At 54.8% G+C, this 20,127-nt stretch carries 19 protein-coding genes and 1 pseudogene; 14 read left to right on the top strand and 6 right to left on the bottom strand.

Annotated elements, in window-relative coordinates:
* Positions 1-100: 100 nt before the first annotated feature.
* Positions 101-1,009, top strand: a complete 909-nt coding sequence (locus QWT68_RS11290; RefSeq protein ID WP_040287675.1) for a cation diffusion facilitator family transporter — start codon at positions 101-103, stop codon at positions 1,007-1,009.
* A gap of 47 nt (positions 1,010-1,056) precedes the next feature.
* Here QWT68_RS11290 and QWT68_RS11285 read toward each other — a convergent pair whose 3' ends face one another.
* Positions 1,057-1,233 (bottom strand): hypothetical protein, encoded by a 177-nt coding sequence (locus QWT68_RS11285; protein ID WP_179860803.1) that lies wholly within the window; start codon positions 1,231-1,233, stop codon positions 1,057-1,059.
* 145 nt (positions 1,234-1,378) lie between these two features.
* Between QWT68_RS11285 and QWT68_RS11280 the strand changes: the two genes are divergently transcribed.
* From QWT68_RS11280 to QWT68_RS11260, 5 genes are all read left to right on the top strand, one after another.
* Complete coding sequence (locus QWT68_RS11280; RefSeq protein ID WP_040287674.1) at positions 1,379-2,068, top strand: response regulator transcription factor; 690 nt, start codon at positions 1,379-1,381, stop codon at positions 2,066-2,068.
* Positions 2,046-2,225 carry a hypothetical protein gene (locus QWT68_RS11275; RefSeq protein WP_040287673.1) on the top strand — a complete coding sequence of 60 codons (180 nt, stop codon included), beginning with the start codon at positions 2,046-2,048 and terminating at the stop codon, positions 2,223-2,225. The genes QWT68_RS11280 and QWT68_RS11275 overlap by 23 nt, the downstream gene beginning before the upstream one ends.
* Positions 2,225-4,447, top strand: a complete 2,223-nt coding sequence (locus QWT68_RS11270; protein ID WP_290148436.1) for a sensor histidine kinase — start codon at positions 2,225-2,227, stop codon at positions 4,445-4,447. The genes QWT68_RS11275 and QWT68_RS11270 overlap by 1 nt, the downstream gene beginning before the upstream one ends.
* A gap of 93 nt (positions 4,448-4,540) precedes the next feature.
* On the top strand, positions 4,541-4,768 hold the full coding sequence (locus tag QWT68_RS11265) for a hypothetical protein (RefSeq protein ID WP_040287671.1): 228 nt from the start codon (positions 4,541-4,543) through the stop codon (positions 4,766-4,768).
* Between the two features lie 582 nt (positions 4,769-5,350).
* Entirely contained in the window at positions 5,351-7,249 is a 1,899-nt protein-coding gene (locus tag QWT68_RS11260; protein WP_040287670.1) for a mechanosensitive ion channel, read from the top strand.
* 80 nt (positions 7,250-7,329) lie between these two features.
* Here QWT68_RS11260 and QWT68_RS11255 read toward each other — a convergent pair whose 3' ends face one another.
* From QWT68_RS11255 to QWT68_RS11235, 5 genes are all read right to left on the bottom strand, one after another.
* Entirely contained in the window at positions 7,330-7,965 is a 636-nt protein-coding gene (locus tag QWT68_RS11255; RefSeq protein ID WP_040287669.1) for a response regulator transcription factor, read from the bottom strand.
* Positions 7,940-8,983 carry a sensor histidine kinase gene (locus tag QWT68_RS11250; protein ID WP_040287668.1) on the bottom strand — a complete coding sequence of 348 codons (1,044 nt, stop codon included), beginning with the start codon at positions 8,981-8,983 and terminating at the stop codon, positions 7,940-7,942. Before QWT68_RS11250 ends, QWT68_RS11255 begins: the two co-directional genes overlap by 26 nt.
* Positions 8,980-9,681 carry a cell wall-active antibiotics response protein LiaF gene (gene liaF, locus QWT68_RS11245; protein WP_040287667.1) on the bottom strand — a complete coding sequence of 234 codons (702 nt, stop codon included), beginning with the start codon at positions 9,679-9,681 and terminating at the stop codon, positions 8,980-8,982. The genes QWT68_RS11250 and liaF overlap by 4 nt, the downstream gene beginning before the upstream one ends.
* A gap of 301 nt (positions 9,682-9,982) precedes the next feature.
* Complete coding sequence (locus QWT68_RS11240; protein ID WP_290148431.1) at positions 9,983-10,591, bottom strand: PspA/IM30 family protein; 609 nt, start codon at positions 10,589-10,591, stop codon at positions 9,983-9,985.
* A 12-nt stretch (positions 10,592-10,603) separates the two neighbouring features.
* On the bottom strand, positions 10,604-10,951 hold the full coding sequence (locus QWT68_RS11235) for a lmo0954 family membrane protein (protein WP_290148429.1): 348 nt from the start codon (positions 10,949-10,951) through the stop codon (positions 10,604-10,606).
* A 200-nt stretch (positions 10,952-11,151) separates the two neighbouring features.
* Here QWT68_RS11235 and QWT68_RS11230 point away from each other — a divergent pair, with 200 nt between their 5' ends.
* From QWT68_RS11230 to QWT68_RS11195, 8 genes and pseudogenes are all read left to right on the top strand, one after another.
* Entirely contained in the window at positions 11,152-12,303 is a 1,152-nt protein-coding gene (locus QWT68_RS11230) for a thiolase family protein (protein ID WP_040287664.1), read from the top strand.
* Between the two features lie 577 nt (positions 12,304-12,880).
* Positions 12,881-13,492: a DedA family protein gene (locus QWT68_RS11225; protein WP_040287663.1), complete on the top strand. Its 612-nt coding sequence runs from the start codon at positions 12,881-12,883 to the stop codon at positions 13,490-13,492.
* 6 nt (positions 13,493-13,498) lie between these two features.
* A complete protein-coding gene (locus QWT68_RS11220) occupies positions 13,499-14,326 on the top strand; it encodes an undecaprenyl-diphosphate phosphatase (protein WP_290148427.1) in 828 nt (275 codons plus the stop codon).
* A 135-nt stretch (positions 14,327-14,461) separates the two neighbouring features.
* Positions 14,462-15,162, top strand: a pseudogene (locus QWT68_RS11215) (response regulator transcription factor).
* Positions 15,152-16,507 (top strand): sensor histidine kinase, encoded by a 1,356-nt coding sequence (locus QWT68_RS11210; protein ID WP_290148425.1) that lies wholly within the window; start codon positions 15,152-15,154, stop codon positions 16,505-16,507. Before QWT68_RS11215 ends, QWT68_RS11210 begins: the two are co-directional and overlap by 11 nt.
* A gap of 43 nt (positions 16,508-16,550) precedes the next feature.
* The gene (locus tag QWT68_RS11205; protein ID WP_290148424.1) at positions 16,551-17,360 is read left to right on the top strand and encodes a PepSY domain-containing protein; all 810 of its coding nucleotides are present in this window, start codon (positions 16,551-16,553) and stop codon (positions 17,358-17,360) included.
* A gap of 216 nt (positions 17,361-17,576) precedes the next feature.
* Entirely contained in the window at positions 17,577-18,479 is a 903-nt protein-coding gene (locus QWT68_RS11200; protein WP_290148423.1) for a chemotaxis protein, read from the top strand.
* 171 nt (positions 18,480-18,650) lie between these two features.
* Positions 18,651-20,054, top strand: coding sequence for an alanine/glycine:cation symporter family protein (locus tag QWT68_RS11195; RefSeq protein ID WP_425313934.1), 1,404 nt, complete (start codon positions 18,651-18,653; stop codon positions 20,052-20,054).
* Positions 20,055-20,127: the final 73 nt, after the last annotated feature.

The following is a 20,127-nucleotide window of genomic DNA, read 5'->3' as shown; positions in this document are numbered from 1 at the left end:
AGGCAGGATCGGAGTAAACAAACACAGTGATGAGCAGACTGTCCTGAAGATATGTCCTGGAAATATTGGATGTAACTGCTCATTTGAAGGAGGGGCTGCAATGGCGCATACTCATGATCATGGTCAAACAGCAAGCCGGAAAGTCCTCTTGTTCAGCTTCCTCATCACTACAGTGTATATGATCATAGAGGCGGCAGGCGGATTTCTTACGAACAGTCTCGCCCTATTATCGGATGCAGGTCATATGCTGAGTGATTCCATATCGCTCGGTGTCGGTGTCCTTGCGTTCACACTGGGTGCAAAATCGGCGGACCCCCAGAAGACGTTCGGCTATCGCCGTTTTGAAATACTGGCTGCTGTCTTCAATGGCACAGCCCTGTTGGCAGTCTCCATAGTTATTTTAGTGGAGGCATTCCGACGTTTTGCGGAACCTCCGGATGTCTCATCAATCGGCATGCTATGGATTGCCATTGCCGGACTTGTCGTCAATCTTCTCGTAGCTTACATTATGCGGAAGGGGGATACGCACGGTAATTTGAATGTACGGGCTGCATTTTTGCATGTGCTCGGCGATCTGTTAGGATCGGTGGGTGCGATACTCGCCGCTTTCCTGATCATGTTTTTCGATTGGAGCTGGGCGGATCCCCTGGCCAGCATCGTCGTGGCGATTTTAGTGTTGATAAGCGGCTGGCGGGTCACCCGGGATGCTGTTCACGTGCTGATGGAAGGGACTCCATCGGAAGTGGATATCCAAGCGGTTGAAAAACAACTCCGTTCGTTTGAGGAAGTGACGGATGTCCATGATTTGCACATCTGGTCCATCTCAAGCGGGTTCAATGCGATCGCATGCCATATCGAAGTCCGCTCTGATTTCACAATGCGCAAGGCGAAGCCCCTGCTGACTGAAATCGAACGACGGCTCGCTGAGGAAAACATTCATCATAGCACCATTCAGTTCGAACCTCCGGCCTATCAACATGTCCTGGATGAGGAAGGGCCGCGTCACTAATTGAAAGGAAATCCCCCGTTTTATTCGAAACGGGGGATTTTGCGACTTTATTTGCGTTTGGAATTTTCTCTTCCCTGCGACTTTCCTGTTTGTCGATTGTGCTTTTTCGCAGCATCATTCTGTCCGATCACATCGAAGTCATCCGGGCTTAAGTCCATGCCAAACCCGAATTCCTCACGGCCCAGCTGCTTCGCTTTGTGCTTTCGCTTTTCCTCTTTTTCCACGTCGCTCACCTCCTCAAAAAAGTATGTGCGGTTTCCGCCAATCCATCCGCCTCCCGTTCTTAAGAATTTCTTCATTATTTCCCTTCTCAATTGTTAAGAAGTCCCTGTTACAATGAATATAACGAGTGGGAAAGAGGTGCGGCAGATGGCGGCCATGACAGTAGTAGTGGCGGATGATGACAAGGAAATCCGCGACGGAATCGAAATTTATCTGAAAAACGAAGGATATCGTGTGCTGAAAGCATCAGACGGACGGGAAGCATTGGAGCTGCTGGAAACGGAAGAGGTGCATCTGCTCATCCTGGACATCATGATGCCTACTATGGACGGCATCACCGCCACTTTCAAAATCCGGGAAGCGCAGAATATTCCGATCATCATGCTCAGCGCAAAAGTGGAGGAATCGGACAAAATACACGGACTGTCCGTCGGTGCGGATGATTATGTCGCGAAGCCGTTCCAACCGATGGAACTGATGGCGCGGGTTAAATCACAGCTCCGGCGCTATGTCCAGCTCGGTACGTACGATGGAAGTTCCACCCTGTCCGTCGGGGGGCTTGAACTGGATGAAGAGGCGAAGACACTGACGCTCGACGGAACGCCTGTCCGTCTGACACCGATCGAATTCAAAATCACGGAGCTGCTCATGAAGCATCCGGGACGCGTGTTCTCAATCAACGAGATCTACGAACGGGTGTGGAACGAAGAAGCGTACAATGCGGAAAATATCGTAGCGGTCCATATCCGGAAGATCCGGGAAAAGATCGAAGCTGATCCGAAAAATCCAAGATATGTAAAGGTGGTGTGGGGTGTTGGGTACAAAATCGAAAAATAACAGTGCGCTGTACTGGTCATTGGCGTCCATCGTTATTGCGGCAGCAAGCCTGGCGTACTGCTTCCCGCACATCACCGACCTTGCCGGCAGCGGAATCGACCGCACCAGCCGCACGGTGGCGTATTTCATCCGGATCATCAAAGGAGAGACGATTTAATGAAGCGATTCACACCGATGCTCATCTGGTCGATGCTGGCGGCGATTGCGATCGGCGGACTTGTTACATTCACGAGCCACGGTTTTTCCATCCTGTTCAAGGATTATACGCAGTCCGGCCAATTCCAGAGCCATATGGATGATTTCTACAGGGAACTGGGCCGCAATGTGCTGAATCCGGTGGAACTCGGGGAGGCTGAGAAGAAACTGACGGCCTCCCAGGAAGAAATTGAAGCGTACCGGACGTATTACGGCAGTCTGGCATCGCAGGTCGAAAATATCGACATGCAGTACAGGGACCAGATCCGGGAAGCGGAGAACCAGCCTGAAGTGAAAAAGGCACTGGTGGAAGAGCGGGATGGAAAAATAGCCGATATCCGAAAAAACTTCGAGGATGATGCCTATGTCGAGGAGAAGATTCTTCAAAAGAAAAAGTACATCCTCTCCCAGATTCTGCAGGATGCGAAAACGGAAAGCGGCAGTCTGGCCATCCCTGCTGCCTATGAACTGACGCCTGTTGCAGGCGGTGAATCCGTCAGACGCGGGGATACAGCCGGAACAGCCCCGTACGAAAAGGAGTTCAATGAGAACACGGGATATCTGAAGATCGACGGCCAGGACCTCGATGGAATCGACAGGATGTATGAAGGGACGATCCAGGGCGAGCTGTATAATGGGGAAGGGATTTCCTTATCCGCACGGGATATCGATGCGATTTTCCCTTCGCATACTCTCTATAAGGGGACTGTACACGTGCCGGCTTCAGCATTTGACAAGGGCGGAGTTCTCTACGAGGAAGTGAAGGAGTACAACTCGCTGAAGATCATGCTGCTGCTGTCAGGGGTTGCCGGAATCGCGGCACTCGTCAGTTTGCTCACCATCTGGAAGTTCAAATGGACTTGGTTTGTCGACCTTCCGTTTACGGATCGATATAATGCACTTAAAATCGATGTGAAAGCTGCCGTCTTCCTGTTTTTGCTTGTGAATGTCCTTAGCATGGCGAACGGCATTTCAGGCAGGCTGAATATGATGGCATTTGGGGAGTATTCGTTCAACCCGGTCAGAGGGGCAATCTACTTCCTCTTGAATGCTGTGATAATTGCCGGTTTGACGTTCCAAGTGGGGAATGCCATCGTGCAGTATCGCCAGCCGGGACGATTCGCATCTGAAATGCGGGACAGTTATATGATGAAATTCCTGGAATACAGCAGAGCAGTCTTCCAGAACCGCTCCATTGCCATCCAGACCCTGCTGCTGCTGTTCGGATTCTTCCTTGCAGGCGTCGGGTTCGTGGTGGGGGCAATGGAACCTGTCTTGTTCGTCATCTATGCATTCTGCGTACTGTTCCTCGGGCTGCCTGTATTATTCTTCTACATGCGCCGGATGGGGTATCTCGGCAAGATTCTCACAGCGACGGATGAAATGGCGGCGGGCCGGCTGAACCGCGACATCCCGGTCATCGGGCGTTCTCCATTCGCTGTCCATGCCGCCAATCTCAACAATCTCCGTGAAGGGGTGGAGCGGTCCGTCAGCAGCCAGGCGAAAAGCGAACGCATGAAGACGGAGCTCATCACCAATGTGAGCCATGATCTGCGGACACCGCTGACGTCCATCATCACCTACACCGACCTGCTGAAGAACCCAGGACTGTCCGAGACGGAACGGGCGGAGTACGTCGATGTGCTGGACCGCAAATCGCAGCGCCTGAAAACGCTGATCGAGGATCTGTTCGAAGTGTCGAAGATGTCGAGCGGTACAATGGAACTGTACAAACAGCGCGTCGACCTGTCACAGCTCGTCCGCCAGGCGGTCGGGGAGCATTCGGAACGGATGGCGAAAATTCCGCTCGACTTCCGGGTAGCCGTGCCCGAGGAGCCTGTGCCCGCTATCGTCGATGGACAGCGTTGGTGGCGCATGCTCGACAACCTGATCGGCAATGCGCTGAAATATTCACTGCCGGGGACACGGGTCTACGTGACACTCCGGGAAATTGGAGGAACCGCCGAATTCACCATCAAGAACATCACGGCCTATGAACTCGAGGAAAACGTCGATGAACTGTACGAACGCTTCAAGCGGGGGGATGCGTCACGTCATACGGAAGGCTCCGGACTCGGCTTGGCGATCGCCCAGTCGATCGTCGACATGCATGGCGGGTCGATGGATATCCAGGTGGACGGGGATCTGTTCAAGGTGACGGTCCGTGTGCCCGCAGCATTATGAACACGGCAGAGTTTAAATTGTCCGGAAGCCGGGAATTCTAAGGGGACAATGGATAGCCGTCTGGACAGACAGGCTATGGAGGGGGCGAACACAATGACCATCCATGACAACAAATATCCCAACAAGCGTGACCTGGAACCGAAAGTGCCGAAAAAAGGCAAACCGGCCGGTCCCACCGAGGAGCTGCCATTGTCGGACCCGGCGGATTCCAACTATACGCATGTCGTGCACGAACCCGGCGACACCGCCGGCGCGGAAGACCCAACTGCCGATGGCCAGACCAAGGTGACTCCGGCAGACAAGGGGAAAAACGGCAAGTGAAGCGTCACCCATACGACAACGAAGAAAACCAGCTGCCTGCAGGCAGCTGGTTTTCTTCGTGTTACGGATGGATCGGCATCCGGCCGCTCTTGAAGTTGTGGAAACGTGCAGGAATGCTCATAAAACGGTAAAAGTGCTCATAAACCTGTGATTCTGCTCATAAACCGATGAAAGTGATCATAAATCGCAGTTTCCGCTCATAAACCGGCCAAAGTGATCATAAAACCGGATTTCCGCTCATAAACCACCTTAAAGCGCTCATAACTTCACAAACGCCCCTCTGCCCGCGGCCGGTTCACGACTTCCGGACGCCTCCGAGCCGCGCAGCAAACAAGCAAATCAAAGACTGGCTTGTCAACTCCGCCTGCGGCTCCGCTTTTCAGTGAAGCCGTCAGGGTGGGGGGACGCCGTTGAAAGCAAAATAATCATAAACCCTGAGAACCGCTCATAAACCGGCAGCGGGACCATCATGCAGCAATACCGGCCGGCGCCAAGCTGTTCCGCGGCCTGCCTGCAAAGGTTTATCCAAGCAAGTTAACAGGTATAAACATAGCAATCTACTATATAGAATGGAGGATACGAATGTTCAGTGATCCCTATTATGCAAATATCTTCAGCTGGCTTCCAGATCTGATACTCGGCATCATTGTATTAATTATCGGATTCATTATTGCGAAAGTACTCGAAAACATCGTCACCAAGGCAATGAAAAAGGCACGTGTGGACGAAAGGCTCAATATGCGTGACAAAAAATGGGGCGCTGACAGGATTGCCGGTAAGATCGTATTCTTCATCGTCCTGCTGCTGACGGTTCTCATCTTCTTCAACATGATGAACCTTAACCCGATTGCGGCGCCGTTCCTAAATGTCTTCGCAGGCTTCAGCGGTGCTGTGCTCGGTATCTTAAAGGCGGCTCTCATCCTGCTGTTCGCGTATGTCCTCGCAACGGTCGTGAAGAAACTCGTCATGAGGGCCGGGCACAAAGTGGACGTCCACAAAGCCGTTTCGAAAACAGGCGGCTCACCGGAAACGGTCGATAAGGAGCAGTGGGTCAGCACGGCTGCGAACATCGCATTCTACGGCATCCTGCTGCTGTTCATCCCCGCGGTGCTCAGTGCGCTCGGCCTCAGCGGCGTAAGCGGACCGTTCGAACACCTGCTGACCGGGTTCGTCGCGTTCATTCCGAAGTTGGTCGGGGCTGCACTCATCTTTGCGGTCGGCTATGTTGTGGCGAAGATTGTCCGTACGATCGTGACAAAACTGCTGGAGTCTGTCGGCACTGACAAGATTGCGGACAAGCTGCATCTGTCATCTGCCGTCCAGGGAACGAGCGTTTCCAAAGTGATCGGCACGATCGCTTTCGTCCTGATCATGATTCCGGTGACGATCTCCGGTCTTGAAGTGCTGGATCTTGAGGGGATTTCACAGCCGGCCATTGCGATGCTCAATGACATCATGGTCATGCTGCCGCGCATCATCATTGCGGTTGTTCTTGTGATCGTCGGTGTCTATGTCGCGAAGTGGGTGAAGAAGGTTGTCGCCCAGCTGCTTGCGAACCTCGGTGTGGATTCCCTGTCCGGTAAGCTCGGCGTGAAGTCCGGCAGCCATTCGCCGTCCGCCTTCACCGTATCTTCCGTGATTGCAACGATTGTGCAGATCGTGATCATCCTTCTGTTCGTCGTGGAAGCGCTGCAGATTGTCCAGCTTGCCTTCATGGTGACGCTTGCGACAGCCATCTTTGCATACTTGCCGATGGTGCTGGCTGCGGTGCTCATCCTTGCTGTCGGTTTCTGGCTGGCGAACCTGGCTGAGCAGTTCATCGGCAGTGTCATGAAAACGAAATCGGGCAGTCCGCATATCCTGCGCTTCGTCGCGAAGTATGCAATCCTGGCCTTTGCGTTCTTCATGGCACTCAGCCAGCTCGGAATTGCACCCGCGATCATCAATGCGGCATTCATTCTCATCCTCGGTGGTGTGGCTCTCGCGTTCGGCCTGGCATTCGGTCTCGGTGGTCGCGATCATGCCTCCCGCTACCTATCCAAAATGGAATCGAGCCTGCAGGATGCAGATGTCTCGAAGGAAGATTGGGAACAGAAGAAGGAAGAGATGAAAAAGGATGCCGAACAGGCGAAAGCCCAAGCGAAATCGGGCATGCGTGAAACTCGATCTGAAATGCATCAGAAGAAACAGGATATGAAACAAGCGGCTGACCAGGCACCGCCGATGCCGTCTTCAGATGACGTACCGGAAGATCCGGCAGACAGCCTGAAAGGTCCGGCGTACTCGGACGTACAGCCGCCGGTATCCGATAACTTCGGCGGAACTGACCCGGTGCCGTTTACGGACGATGCTGCGGACCCGGGATATAACGAAGTGGAACCGGGGGAGGAGTACCCGTACGGCGAACATGACCGCCGCAGCCGGTTCAACAAAGAAGCGCACGATCAGTGGAATAACCAGAAACCGAGAGACGATCGCTGAGACGGCCGTCAGGTTTCAGGTAAACCGAATAAACCGCATGGCACCCGGATCGGTGTCATGCGGTTTTTCGTTTGTAAATCTCAATTGGCGAGATGGTGCTGAAAGGCGTAGATGACCGCCTGGGTGCGGTCCTGGACGTCAAGCTTCGACAGGACATTGCTGACATGTGTCTTCACCGTCTTCAGGGAGATGAACAGTTCGTCCGCAATCTCCTGGTTGGACCTGCCTTTCGCCAGAAGCAGAAGCGTTTCAAGTTCCCGTTCTGTCAGGCTTTCATGGAGCGGCTGATCCGGCGCTCCGCTTCGCATCTTCTCCATCATCTTGCTCGTCACTTCCGGTTCCAGCACGCTCTGCCCCTGTGCTGTATCGCGGATCGCCTGTGCAATCCGTGACGCATTGGAGGTCTTCAGAATGTAACTGGAAGCGCCGGCTTCGAGAGCCGGATACACCTTATCGTCGTCGAGGAAGCTGGTGACTATGATGATGCGGGCTTCCGGCCACTGCCGGATGATTTCGCCCGTCGCCTCCGCGCCGGTCATGACCGGCATCACCATATCCATCAGGATGACGTCGGGACGGAGGGCGAGTGCTTTCTCCACGGCTTCCCCGCCGTCCGACGCTTCGGCAACCACTTCCATATCGTCCTGCATGCTCAAATAGGCGGACACGCCAATGCGCACCATTTCATGATCATCCGCGAGCAGTATACGGATCATGGGTATCCTCTCCTTTACGAATCGGCAATTTCACTTCCACGATGGTCCCTTGGGAAGGGACGGAAACGATCTTACAGACGCCGCCGATTTCGACGGCGCGCTCTTTCACGTTCTGCAGGCCGTAGGCGCCTCCGCGATCCGGCATCTCACTGAAGCCGACGCCGTTATCCTGCACGCGGAAGATGGCCAGCTCATCCCGGCTTATGAACAGCACATCGACTTCCGTCGCCTGGGCATGGCGCAGCGTGTTCGACAAGGTCTCCTGGGCGATGCGGAACAAGTGGTCTTCCGCGCCTTTTGACAACGGCACATCTTCAAGCCGGTACCGGATCGTGAATGTCACTTTCTGCTGCAGTTCCACCAGCAGCTCTTCCAGTCCTTCCTTCAGCGTCTTGCTGTTGAGGACGGCCGGCCGTAAGTGCAGCAAGAGCGCTCTCATTTCGAGCTGCGCCTGCTGCACCATCCGTTCGACTTGCAACAGTGGTTTCCGAGCGGCGTCCGCTGTCGGCTGCTCGGTCAAAGAGGACAGAAGCATGGACGCGGCGAACAGCTGCTGGGAGACGGAATCGTGAAGTTCGCGAGCAAGCCGCTGCCGTTCTTCGATCAGCCGCTCCTGGATGATTTTATCCTGATCCTCCGCGCGCTGGTCGGTGATCCTCTGCAGGCTGCGTTTCTGCGTATCGAGCACTTCCGATATTTCGTCGACCGACCGCTTCAGTTTACGGGACAGCCCTTTCGTGGACGGCTGGGGATTTTCCTCCGCCAGCTGCCCGAGACTCCGCTCCACTGCTTTTTCACGGTTGCGTGCAATGCCGTAAATCCAGCCGGAGAACGACCAGCCAAGTGCAATTGGCACGGCTGCGAGCCAGACACCAAGCGGCACTTCAAGCAATTCATCCTCGAACAGCTGCTGCCATTCGAGGACCGGGGCGTATTCAACCAGACCATAGACGCCGGCTGCCGTAGCGGCGAGGAACAGGAACGACAGGAGGATCGCCCGCCAGAAAAATCCACTCATTTCCGGATCACCTCGATATCACCAAACCGGACGGAGATGGAGATGATGAGTTCCGCTTCCGCTCCTATATTCCGATCATAGCCGTCTTTCATATGGATCGATTCGTTCAGCAGCCGTTTCGGCTCCAGGTCGAACAGCCGGCACTCCCCGAACAGGATGGAACAGTGAACACGGACTGGCAGATCGTACGGCAGCTCGACCTTCACGCGGCCGAGTCCCTGTCGGATGGAGATGAGCGATGTTTCTTTTGGCAGCACGGTGTCCGTCACATCGATATGGAAGTCGCCGATCAGGCCCTGCACATGGACGTCCTGCCATTCGTACGAAGTGAATGGAGTCGACTGCTGGGAGAACAGCCGGTCTTTCCAGATGCCGTTCGGCGTCTGCCGTTCCATCTCCTTCAGCGGGCGCATGATTTCCTCCGCAGGCGTCCCTTTCCAGAGCCGTATCACGAGATAGAGCAGAATGCCGAAAATGAGCAGTCGGAGGCTCCAGAGGGACAGAAGCGCGATGATGATGAAGACGCCGGCCGTAAATACCATCCATTTGGAGCGCTGGTGTGTCCCGTAGTACAGCACAATGGCACCGAGAAAGAAGAAGATGACATTGCCGTTGCCAAACAGGCCGGCTTCCACGAAAACCAGCAGGAAAAAAGCGACGATCCACAGTGTGAAGCGCTCCGTCTTTGTCCGTTTCATGCGTTGTCTTCCTCCTTTCTCGAAGTCATTGATATAGCTGCGGTGTGTAGATTTACCAGCAAAGCGATCCATTCGGGCGGGGGACCGATCCATTGTGCTGGCGAAGCGATCGATTCAGCCTGGAAACCGATCCATTTCACTGACAAAGTGATCGATTGTGTTCGCGAACCGCTCGATTAGGCCAGCAAAGCGATCCATTCCGTCCATCGTGCGCCCACCGGCATCCCATGCAGGCAAAACGGCTGCCGGGCCGGCACTAGTTCCTCTGCCGTCCGGTCAGCCAGCTGCTGTTTCTCTTAGTTTACACGATTTCCGTCCGGCCTGCTTCGTCGGCCGTCAATTTGTCTAGACGCTGACGCATGGATGCGATATCACCAGGAGTGTGGTCGTCCTTATCACTGTCAAACTCGTTACGCGGCGTCAGATCGGCATTGAAGATTCTGTCCATCCGGTAGTTTGCGCGATTTTCGTTCTCCTCGCCCATCAGCTTGAGCCGGCGGACTTTCATGTCTTTCACTTTGTGTTTCATGTTTTCGAAGCGCCGTTCGAGCTTGAGCATCGACTGGGTCGTCTCGTCTGCGAGTGCCTGGAGTTCATCCCGGCGTCTTTCATAAGCATGGACTTCATCAGCTGCATAGCTGATCAGCTCGTCATCCTCCGTGGCTTCGGCCAGCTGCAGCTGCTCCTTCCGTTTGGCGGCCATCCGTTCCGCTTCCGCCAGTTCCTTCGTGATCTCATCCCGCAGCAACCGCTGCCGGTCCATCAGTTTCCCGACGGCAGCCGTCTGCTGTTCCGCTTCCTTGATCGTCTCGTTCAATACATCGGCTGCATGGTGGGGTGTCCGTTTTTCTGTCAGCTTCTCCAAGTCTTCCTGTACGGCAAATTTGAATTTATACCATAGTTCGTTCATGCAATGACCTCCTTATTTTGTGAACTCGTTCCATTGTTTCTCGAATTTCGTGAATGGGTCTGCGTCGATGATGGGATCGTCGGCACGCTTCTCCTTCTTCCAAGTGCGCCATGCATAGTACGCACCGGCAGCAGCGAGCAGTCCGATGAATGCCGGGATATTTGAGATGCCCGACAAGATCCCGATCACGACCACGAAGCCGGCGAGGAAGCGGACGAATCCCGATCCGCTTTTCCGTATATAATGCAGGCCGAAGAATACGGCTGCAGCGGACAGGGCAAGCGCAGCGATTGAACCGATATTCGCGACAGCGACGATGGCCGCGATGATTCCGAGTGATGCGAGTGCAAATTTTTTCATGGTGATGATGGCCTCCCTTCGTTTGTATCCCTATCATAAGATGTTTCCCCTGCCTGCCAAACAGGCGCTGTACGGAGATTCATCTCAGTCTTTAGGCTGAGATGCGGCGGAAGATGACGAATTGGCAGTTGAAGACGTTTTCATTCATTGGTATAGTTGTTGGAAAACTATAACTATTTGAAGGTTGAGGAGGGGCAGCTATGAAAGAGACGGTAATTGTGGCGGGTGTCAGGACACCGGTCGGACGGCGGAAAGGGAGTTTATCCGGAACACGGCCTGATGAGCTGGCGGCACTTGTCCTGGACGAACTGATGACGCGTGCAGGGGTTTCAAAGGATGAGGCGGAAGATGTGATCCTGGGCTGCGTGACGCAATCCGGTGAACAGGGCGGCAACATCGCCAGGACAGCTGCTCTCATTGCAGGCTTTCCGGTCCGCGTGCCTGGGGTCACCATCGACCGTCAATGCGGATCGAGCCAGCAGGCGGTACACTTCGCTTCACAGGCGATTGCAAGTGGTGACATGGATATCGTGGTTGCGGGCGGCGTGGAAAGTATGACGCGGGAGCCGATGTTCTCCAATATGCATGCCGCAAAACCGAGCGCCAAGTTGACGGCGCGTTACGAGATTATCAATCAGGGATTGTCCGCCGAACGGATCGCCCGGAAATGGAACCTGTCCAGGGAGAGGCTCGATCAGTATGCCTATGAAAGTCATCAGAAGGCGATGCAGGCCATCGACGGGGGACGATTCAGCGAGGAGATTGTCCCGGTACCGGTCGTCAGCGCCGACGGCACGGCCGAGCTGTTCATGGAAGATGAAGGGCCCCGCCCCGATACGACACCGGCCGCGCTGGCGGGCCTGCGGACGGTGTTCGACGAAAATGGGGTCATCACAGCGGGGAATGCAAGCCAGATGAGCGACGGGGCATCCGCCGTACTGCTCATGAGCCTCGAGAAAGCCGAACAGCTCGGCGTCCGGCCGCTGGCGCGGATCGTCGCCCGTACGGTTGTCGGATCGGACCCGACACTCATGCTGACAGGGCCGATCGAAGCGACCCGCCAGGTGCTCCGAAAAGCAGGAATGACGATCGATGAAATGGATCTGTACGAAGTGAATGAAGCGTTCGCCTCCGTGCCGCTCGCCTGGCTGGCGGAAACAGGAGCAGATCCGAAAAAGCTCAACGTCAACGGCGGCGCGATCGCGCTTGGCCACCCTCTTGGAGCGACAGGAACAAAGCTGCTCGTGTCGCTGCTGCATGAGCTGAAAGCTTCCGGCGGACGATACGGCCTGCTGGCGATCTGCGAAGGTATGGGAATGGCGAACGCCACGATCATTGAAATGATTCATTGAAAGCGACATCCGGAATATGCATGTAAGGATAGAGCGGACAGAGCGATACCGAAACAGGCGGCCAGTCATAGACGGCCGCCTGTTTTCGTACACTGGCAGGGAAAGGGGAAACCTGCTCTGCCGTGCGTCGTCCATATGTCGGACAGACCGGGTCCCGCGGGTCGAAAGCCGGTGTCCGACGGGCTCGTGCCGCGATAAAAAGGAACAAGCTGACGGTCTTCACGGAAATCACAGCGGAGGGGCCGTAACCTATCGTTTGGCGGGAAACCGTGCGGAGGAAAAGGCGGCAGGCCTGATCGATTGTGTGAAGTTATGAGCGCAATTATGTGGTTTATGATCACTTTGACGGCTTTATGAGCGTTTTCCGTGGTTTATGATCACTTTTCAAGGTTTATGATCATTTTCCGTGGTTTATGAGCGGAACGGGCCTGTTTATGAGCGGAATCCGACCGCTCCGGAGTATCAGAAGTCCCTGGGTACATACACCGGCCTTATGATGGAGAGGCGGCACTGAAATTTCCTCTTCTTCGGGCGGCGCAATGGCTGTATGATAAATGAAAAGGAAGGGAGGGCATGGATGGAAGGCTGGATACTGGCCGTGCTGGAGCAGTATGGCTATTTTGGCGTGCTGGCATTGATTCTCATCGAGAACGTCTTTCCGCCGATTCCATCCGAGCTGATTTTGACGTTCGGCGGCTTCCTGACCGTTTCCCGGGAGCTGTCGGCGGTATGGATGATCACCGCAGCGACAGCGGGGTCTGTCATCGGCGCCATGATCCTATATGGGATCGGCATGTTCATGGACATACAGCGTCTGGAAAGACTTGCGGACCGTCATGGGAAGTGGCTGCGGGTCACCCGGCACGACATCCGGCGGGCGGATGCCTGGTTCCGCAAGTACGGTCCATGGACGGTGCTCCTCTGCCGTGTCATCCCGCTCGTCCGGAGCCTGATTTCGATACCCGCAGGCATGGCGGGCATGAATTTCCCGCTGTTCGTGATACTGACCGCAATCGGCAGCTTCGTCTGGAACACTGTGCTGATCGCCCTCGGCATGCAGCTCGGCACCCATTGGAAACTCGTCCTCCAGTATATGGATACGTATTCCGTCATCATCTATGCACTTCTTCTGGCTGGATTGGTCTTTGCAGGCCTCCGGTACATAGCCTTTTACAGAAAGCGGAGGTAACAGACAATGGACTTATTTGAATTACTGAAATCCCTGATCCTCGGGTTTGTCGAAGGGATGACGGAGTTTGCGCCCGTTTCATCCACCGGGCATCTGATCATCGTGGATGATATGTGGCTGAAGAGTGAGGAGTTTCTCGGGAAATACCCTTCCATCACCTTCAAGATCGTCATCCAGCTCGGCTCGATCCTGGCGGTGGTCGTCGTCTTCTGGAAGCGGCTGTTCAGCCTCGTCGGCCTGTACAAAGTCGACGGACAGCCGGCGAGCAAGAGTTTCAACCTGCTGCACGTCATCGTCGGCATGCTGCCGGCGGTCATCCTCGGATTCGCATTGAAAGACCTGATCGACGACTACTTGTTCGGCGTCAAAACGGTGATCTTCGCCTTGGTCGCTGGGGCTGTCCTCATGATTGCAGCTGACCGCTTCGGGCCGAAGAAACCACGGGTGACGAGCCTGGATCAGATCACCTACCGTCAGGCCTTCACGGTCGGTCTCGTCCAGTGTCTCTCACTATGGCCCGGGTTCTCGCGTTCCGGTGCAACCATTTCGGGGGGTGTCCTGTTCGGCATGAACCACAGGACGGCCGCTGACTTCACCTTCATCATGGCGGTGCCGATCATGATGGGGGCAAGTCTCGTTTCGGTTTTGAAAAACTGGGAATACTTATCGGCGGATCATCTTTCGTTCTACGTCGTCGGATTCCTCAGTGCGTTCGTATTTTCGCTGATCTCGATCCGTTTCTTCCTGGCGCTGATCTCGAAGATCAAGCTCGTGCCATTCGCCATCTACCGCATCATCCTGGCGGCCATTCTCGCTGTCATCGTATTTCTATAAGAAGAGATCCCGCACCGGCTGCGGGATCTCTTTTTTTATCCGGCCGGATGAAAAACTGATAGAATAGAAGGAAACTGCACGGCACTGCGCTGGCAAGTGTGCCTGCTGGGTATAGGAAAGAAAAGGTGAACCGACATGGCGGATAAACTGCTGATCATTGAAGACGAAGAAAGCATCGCGCGGGTGCTGCAGCTGGAACTTGAATTTGAAGGGTATGAAGTGGCAGCCTGCCATACAGGAACAGACGGGCTCATCAAATACCGGGAAGGAGAGTGGGACCTCGTGCTGCTCGATCTCATGCTGCCGGGCCTGAATGGGCTTGACGTACTCCGTCGGATCCGGGCGGACGGCACGCTGACGCCTGTGATCCTGCTGACGGCCAAAAGTGATATGGAAGACAAAGTGACAGGGCTTGACCTCGGGGCGAATGACTATGTGACGAAGCCGTTCGAAATCGAAGAACTGCTCGCGCGCATCCGTTCTGCCCTCCGGTTTTCGCCGAAAGGCACCGTGGAAGAAGACACCCATCTCCATGAAGTGGACGGACTGTCCATCCATGATCAGACACGGGAGGTCCGGCGTGACGGAGAGCTGATCGAGCTGACTCCGCGTGAGTACGATCTGCTGCTCCACTTGCTGACGCATCCGAATCAGGTGCTGACGAGGGAACAGCTGCTGGACGCCGTCTGGGGCTTTGATTACTACGGGGATACAACGTGGTGGATGTCTATGTCCGCTATGTGCGGAAGAAAATCGACCGGGAAGACGGCCCGTCTTTCATCCATACCGTGCGCGGGGTGGGCTATGCGCTGAAAGATTCCAAGCATGAAGCTTAAGACGAAAATCCACTCCCTGTCGACGCTGATGATGCTGATCGTCCTGATCTTAAGCAATCTCGGCATCTATTTCACATTCGACAGGACCCAGCACCATACCGAATACAGCCAGCTGCTCGGAAGCGCCAAGGAGCTGACGGTCGCCCTCAGCAAGATGACCGATGAGGAGGAAGCGGAAATCATCCTGCGTGCTTACGTACCGCCGAACGGTGCGCTGCGAGTCGTCGGGGAAACGGGCAAGGACATCCTGACGGTGCAGTCGATGGAAGGTTTCGATAAGAAGTTCCCCATGCCCGGTAAGGACGAAGAGTACACACTCGTTCCGTACGAAGGATACGAAGCGCTGTCCATCGCGATCCCGACAATCTGGCCGACCGGTGAAGTTATGCAGCTGCAGATGACGCAAGTACTGACCGACCTGAAGGCGAATTTGCGGCTGCTGCGCATTGTGATGATCAGCATTACGCTGTTCGCCATGATCCCGATCATGATTTCAAGCATCACGCTCGGCCGTATCGTCACACAGCCGATCGGAAAGCTGATCCAGGCGATGACGGCAAGCCGCCGGTCGGGGACATTCCAGCGGATCGCTGTGCCGGATGACGGCAAAGACGAGCTGGCGCAGATGGGACAGACGTTCAATGACCTGATGATTCAGCTGGAACAGATCTATAGGAAACAGGAAAAGTTTGTCTCTGACGCTTCCCATGAACTGAAGACGCCGATCACTGTCATCGACAGCTATGCGCGTCTTCTCGAACGGCGGGGGATGGAAAAGCCGAAACTTGCCGAGGAAGCGCTCGGTGCCATCCGCAGTGAAACGAAGCGGATGACCGGCATGATCGAGCAAATGCTGGATCTGGCACGGAACAATGAGCCGGCATCCTATGTGTTCGAGCCGGCTGAAATCCGCGAGCTTGCGGAAGAGGCGGCTGCCATGGTCAGCAGGGCATACAGCCGGGAAATCCGTATCGCAGCGCCGGAACACGCAGAGGCCGTGACAGACAGCCAGCATTTGAAGCAGCTGATGATCATCCTTCTCGACAATGCCCGCAAATACAGCGAGCAGCCAATCGATGTATCGGTCGACGACAAAGGGGCCGATGTGCAGATCACCATACGTGATTATGGAAAAGGGATACCTGCCAAGGACATACCGTTCCTGTTCGACAGGTTCTACCGGGTGGACGAAGACCGCAGCCGGAAGACGGGCGGCACGGGTCTCGGTCTCTCGATTGCAAACGAGATCGCCATCGGTCTCGGTGCAAAACTGGATATAAAAAGTGAGGAAGGGGACGGAACGGAAATCACGATCCATGTTTTGAAATCCCCTGCCTCTCAGTGATTTTTAATGTGGCTCTGGTATACTCCGGGTGAGGTGACGTATTATGAGAAACAGCATGAAATGGCTGCTTCCGGCCGGACTGGTCGTCATCGCCGTGCTGACAGGGATTTTCTATATGAAAAGTACCGTCACACACGCCGAAGCCATCCCGGCTGATTCGATCAGGAACCAGCTGGAAGTGATGTACAACGGCAAGGTCGATAAACTGAAGCTGCACGATGAAGTCTATGAAGCTGAGCTGACACGCTCCGGCTCTGTCTATACATTGAAAGTCGAAGGGGATACCGGCCGGGTGATGTCGATGGATCTTGTGTCGGCATCGCCGGCTCTTGCGGACAAACGGGAAGAAGCCGGAGAGAAAGCGGAAGGTGAAAGGGTAGAACAGCAGGAGGCAGCCGCTGACAGCCGACCGCCCGCTGACGCTGCAGGCGGAGGTAACGAAAAGGAAAAACAGCCGGCCGCTGCTGAACCGAAGCCGGACACCGCGCCTCAGCGGGAGTCGAAGCCGAAGCCTGCACCGGTGCCGAAGCAAAAGCCGGCGCAGCAGCCAGAACGGCAGCCAGCGCCGCAGCAGAATCCGAAGCCGCAGCAGCCGGCTGCATCCCAGTCGCAGAAACCGCCTGTCCAGAAGCCGGCTCCGCAGAAGACAGTTCTTCTGACGGAGCAGCAGGCCGTGCAGATCGCCCTGCGGCAGCTGAACGGGGAAGTGGACGACGTGGACTTCGTTCAGACGACGGAAGGCGGGTATTATCTGGTGGAAATCGAAATCGATGTCGACGATGGCCCGGATGAGGCCACCTATCAGATCCATGCCATCTCAGGAAAAATCATGTCGGTCACATGGGATGACTGACCGTATGAAACTCGAAACCGACCAGCTGCTGGCCGGTTTTTTGCTTTGTGAAAAAGACGCATATTCGCCGGACTATCTGGGGAATTCAAGAAAAAGACGGAATCGGACTCAACCCTATGCCTGTTGAAGCCGAAATAGGAAGTAGGGACGCTTCGCAGATAGTTAGCCAGACGCACAACGAACTGGCAGTAAATTACATGAAAAGGACTGAAACCTATGGCGAAAGACAGTGGGATCTTATTGGAAAGCGGAACAAACGAACTGGAAATTGTGGAATTCGAAGTGGCAGGCAACCGGTACGGCATCAACGTCATCAAAGTGAAGGAGATCATCGTACCGATGCCGATCACGCCGATCCCCCATGCGGACCCTGCGGTAGAAGGCATCATCCAGCTGAGGGGGGACGTGCTGCCGGTCATCAGCATGGAGTGCGTGCTCGGGATGGGGCCGTCCGATAATCCGCAAAATGATAAGTATATCGTGTCTTCCTTCAATAAGCAGCAAGTCGTGTTCCACGTTCACAATGTCACGATGATCCACAGAATATCATGGGATGCCATCGAGAAACCATCCGGCGCTTACTCGGCGGAAACGTCACCCGTCATCGGCGTCATCAAACTGAGCGGTGAGATGCTTCTTCTGCTCGATTTCGAGAAGATCGTCATGGAAATCAGCCCTGACACCGGGATCCGTGTCGAGCAGATCCAGAAGCTCGGCAAGCGTGAGCGGTCGGACAAACGGCTGCTCGTTGCGGAAGATTCCCCGATGCTGCGCAAACTGCTCCATACGACACTTTCCGAAGCCGGCTATGACCGTGTCGAATTCTTCGAAAACGGCAAGGATGCGCTGGAGTATCTTGAAAATGCTGCGGAACAGGGGGATATCGAGGACACGGTGCAGCTCGTGATCACAGATATCGAAATGCCGCAGATGGACGGTCATCATTTCACCCGCCGGATCCGGGGTAACAAAGCGCTTGCGAAGCTGCCGGTCATCATTTTCTCCTCGCTCATCACCGAAGAACTGAAGCATAAGGGAACGAGCGTCGGTGCGGATGACCAGGTGAGCAAGCCGGAAATCGCGGAATTGGTTCTGAAAATCGATCAGTATGTCCTCTGATGGGATGCGGTCTGATTTTCAGGAATAAATAATAAATTGACAACGGAGCTCTGCCGATGGTTAACTGAACCATCGGCTTTTTCGGTGTCTTCATCTATACAAGAAGAGGGTATGGGAAATGTGTGTTGAAAAGTAGAGTTACAGACAAAGAAAATGAGGTGAACCTGCATGATGACCAGCTTTTTGGAATGGGTGACAGGACCATTCAGCAATTATCTTTGGACGTATGTCCTGATCGGCCTTTTACTGCTGCTCGGCCTCTATTTCACAGTGGGGACGAAGTTTGTGCAATTCCGCCTGTTCGGTGAGATGTTCCGCCTGATCACCGAAAAGAAAGAGAACGAAGACGGCGTGTCGGCGTTCCAGGCATTTACGATCAGTGCTGCGTCACGGGTCGGAACAGGCAACGTGACAGGTGTCGCGCTTGCGATCGGGATCGGCGGCCCGGGTGCAGTTTTTTGGATGTGGGTGATTGCGATGGTCGGTATGGCGACGGCATTCATCGAGAGTACCCTTGCGCAAGTGTATAAAGTGCGTGACGGCGATACGTTCCGCGGCGGCCCGGCCTATTATATGCAGAAAGCCCTGAACCTGCGGGGGCTCGGAATTGTATTCGCAATCCTGCTGACGCTCTGTTTCGGTTTCATATTCAATGCGGTGCAGTCCAACACGATCAGCCAGTCGTTTTCGGATGTGTTCCATATCCCTGACTGGGCAGTCGGTCTTATTCTCGTTGTCATGACTGCGGTCATCATCTTCGGCGGCGTCAAACGGATCGTCAAAGTGACGCAGGCCATCGTGCCGGTCATGGCGATCTTCTATATCATCGTTGCACTCTATATCGTCATCATCAATATTACGGAAATCCCGGCGATGATCGCATTGATCGTCGAGCATGCCTTCGGTCTGAAAGAGATGGCGGGCGGCGGAATCGGCGCTGCGATGATGCAGGGCGTCCGCCGCGGTCTGTTCTCGAACGAAGCGGGTATGGGAAGTGTGCCGAACGCAGCTGCGACGGCGAACGTCACCCATCCGGCCAAACAGGGGCTTGTCCAGAGTCTCGGCGTGTTCTTCGACACTATTATCATCTGTTCAGCGACGGCGTTCATCATCCTGCTGGCAGGCTTGTATGACAAAGGTGAACAGGACGGCATCCTGCTGACGCAAGCTTCGATGGCGGAGCATGTCGGCTCCTGGGCGCCGTATTTCGTGGCAATCGCCATCCTGTTCTTCGCGTTCAGCTCGATTATCGGAAACTACTATTACGGCGAAACGAATATCGAATTCATCAATGCCCATAAGCTCTGGATGACCGTCTACCGGATCGCCGTCCTCGGTATGGTGATGTTCGGAGCGCTCGCCAAAGTGCAGCTCGTCTGGGACCTGGCGGATGTGTTCATGGGACTGATGGCAGTGTTGAACCTTATTGTTATCGCAATTCTCGGCAGGGTCGCTTTCCGGGTGCTGGACGATTTCACGCTGCAGCGGAAGAACGGCCTGAATCCGAAGTTCGAGGCAAAATCGGTTCCCGGGCTGAAAGGAACGGAATGCTGGGGAGAAGAACGACCAGAGTAATACTTTCCATGTGAATAGATTATGAAGAAAAACCGTCGAATCCGTCACAGGTTCGGCCGTATCGGAAGAGACT

The sequence above is a fragment of the Sporosarcina trichiuri genome, from assembly GCF_030406775.1.
Classification (GTDB): Bacteria; Bacillota; Bacilli; order Bacillales_A; family Planococcaceae; genus Sporosarcina; species Sporosarcina trichiuri.
Note: the sequence above shows the minus strand (reverse complement) of the source record. Positions and strands in the feature narration are given on the sequence as shown.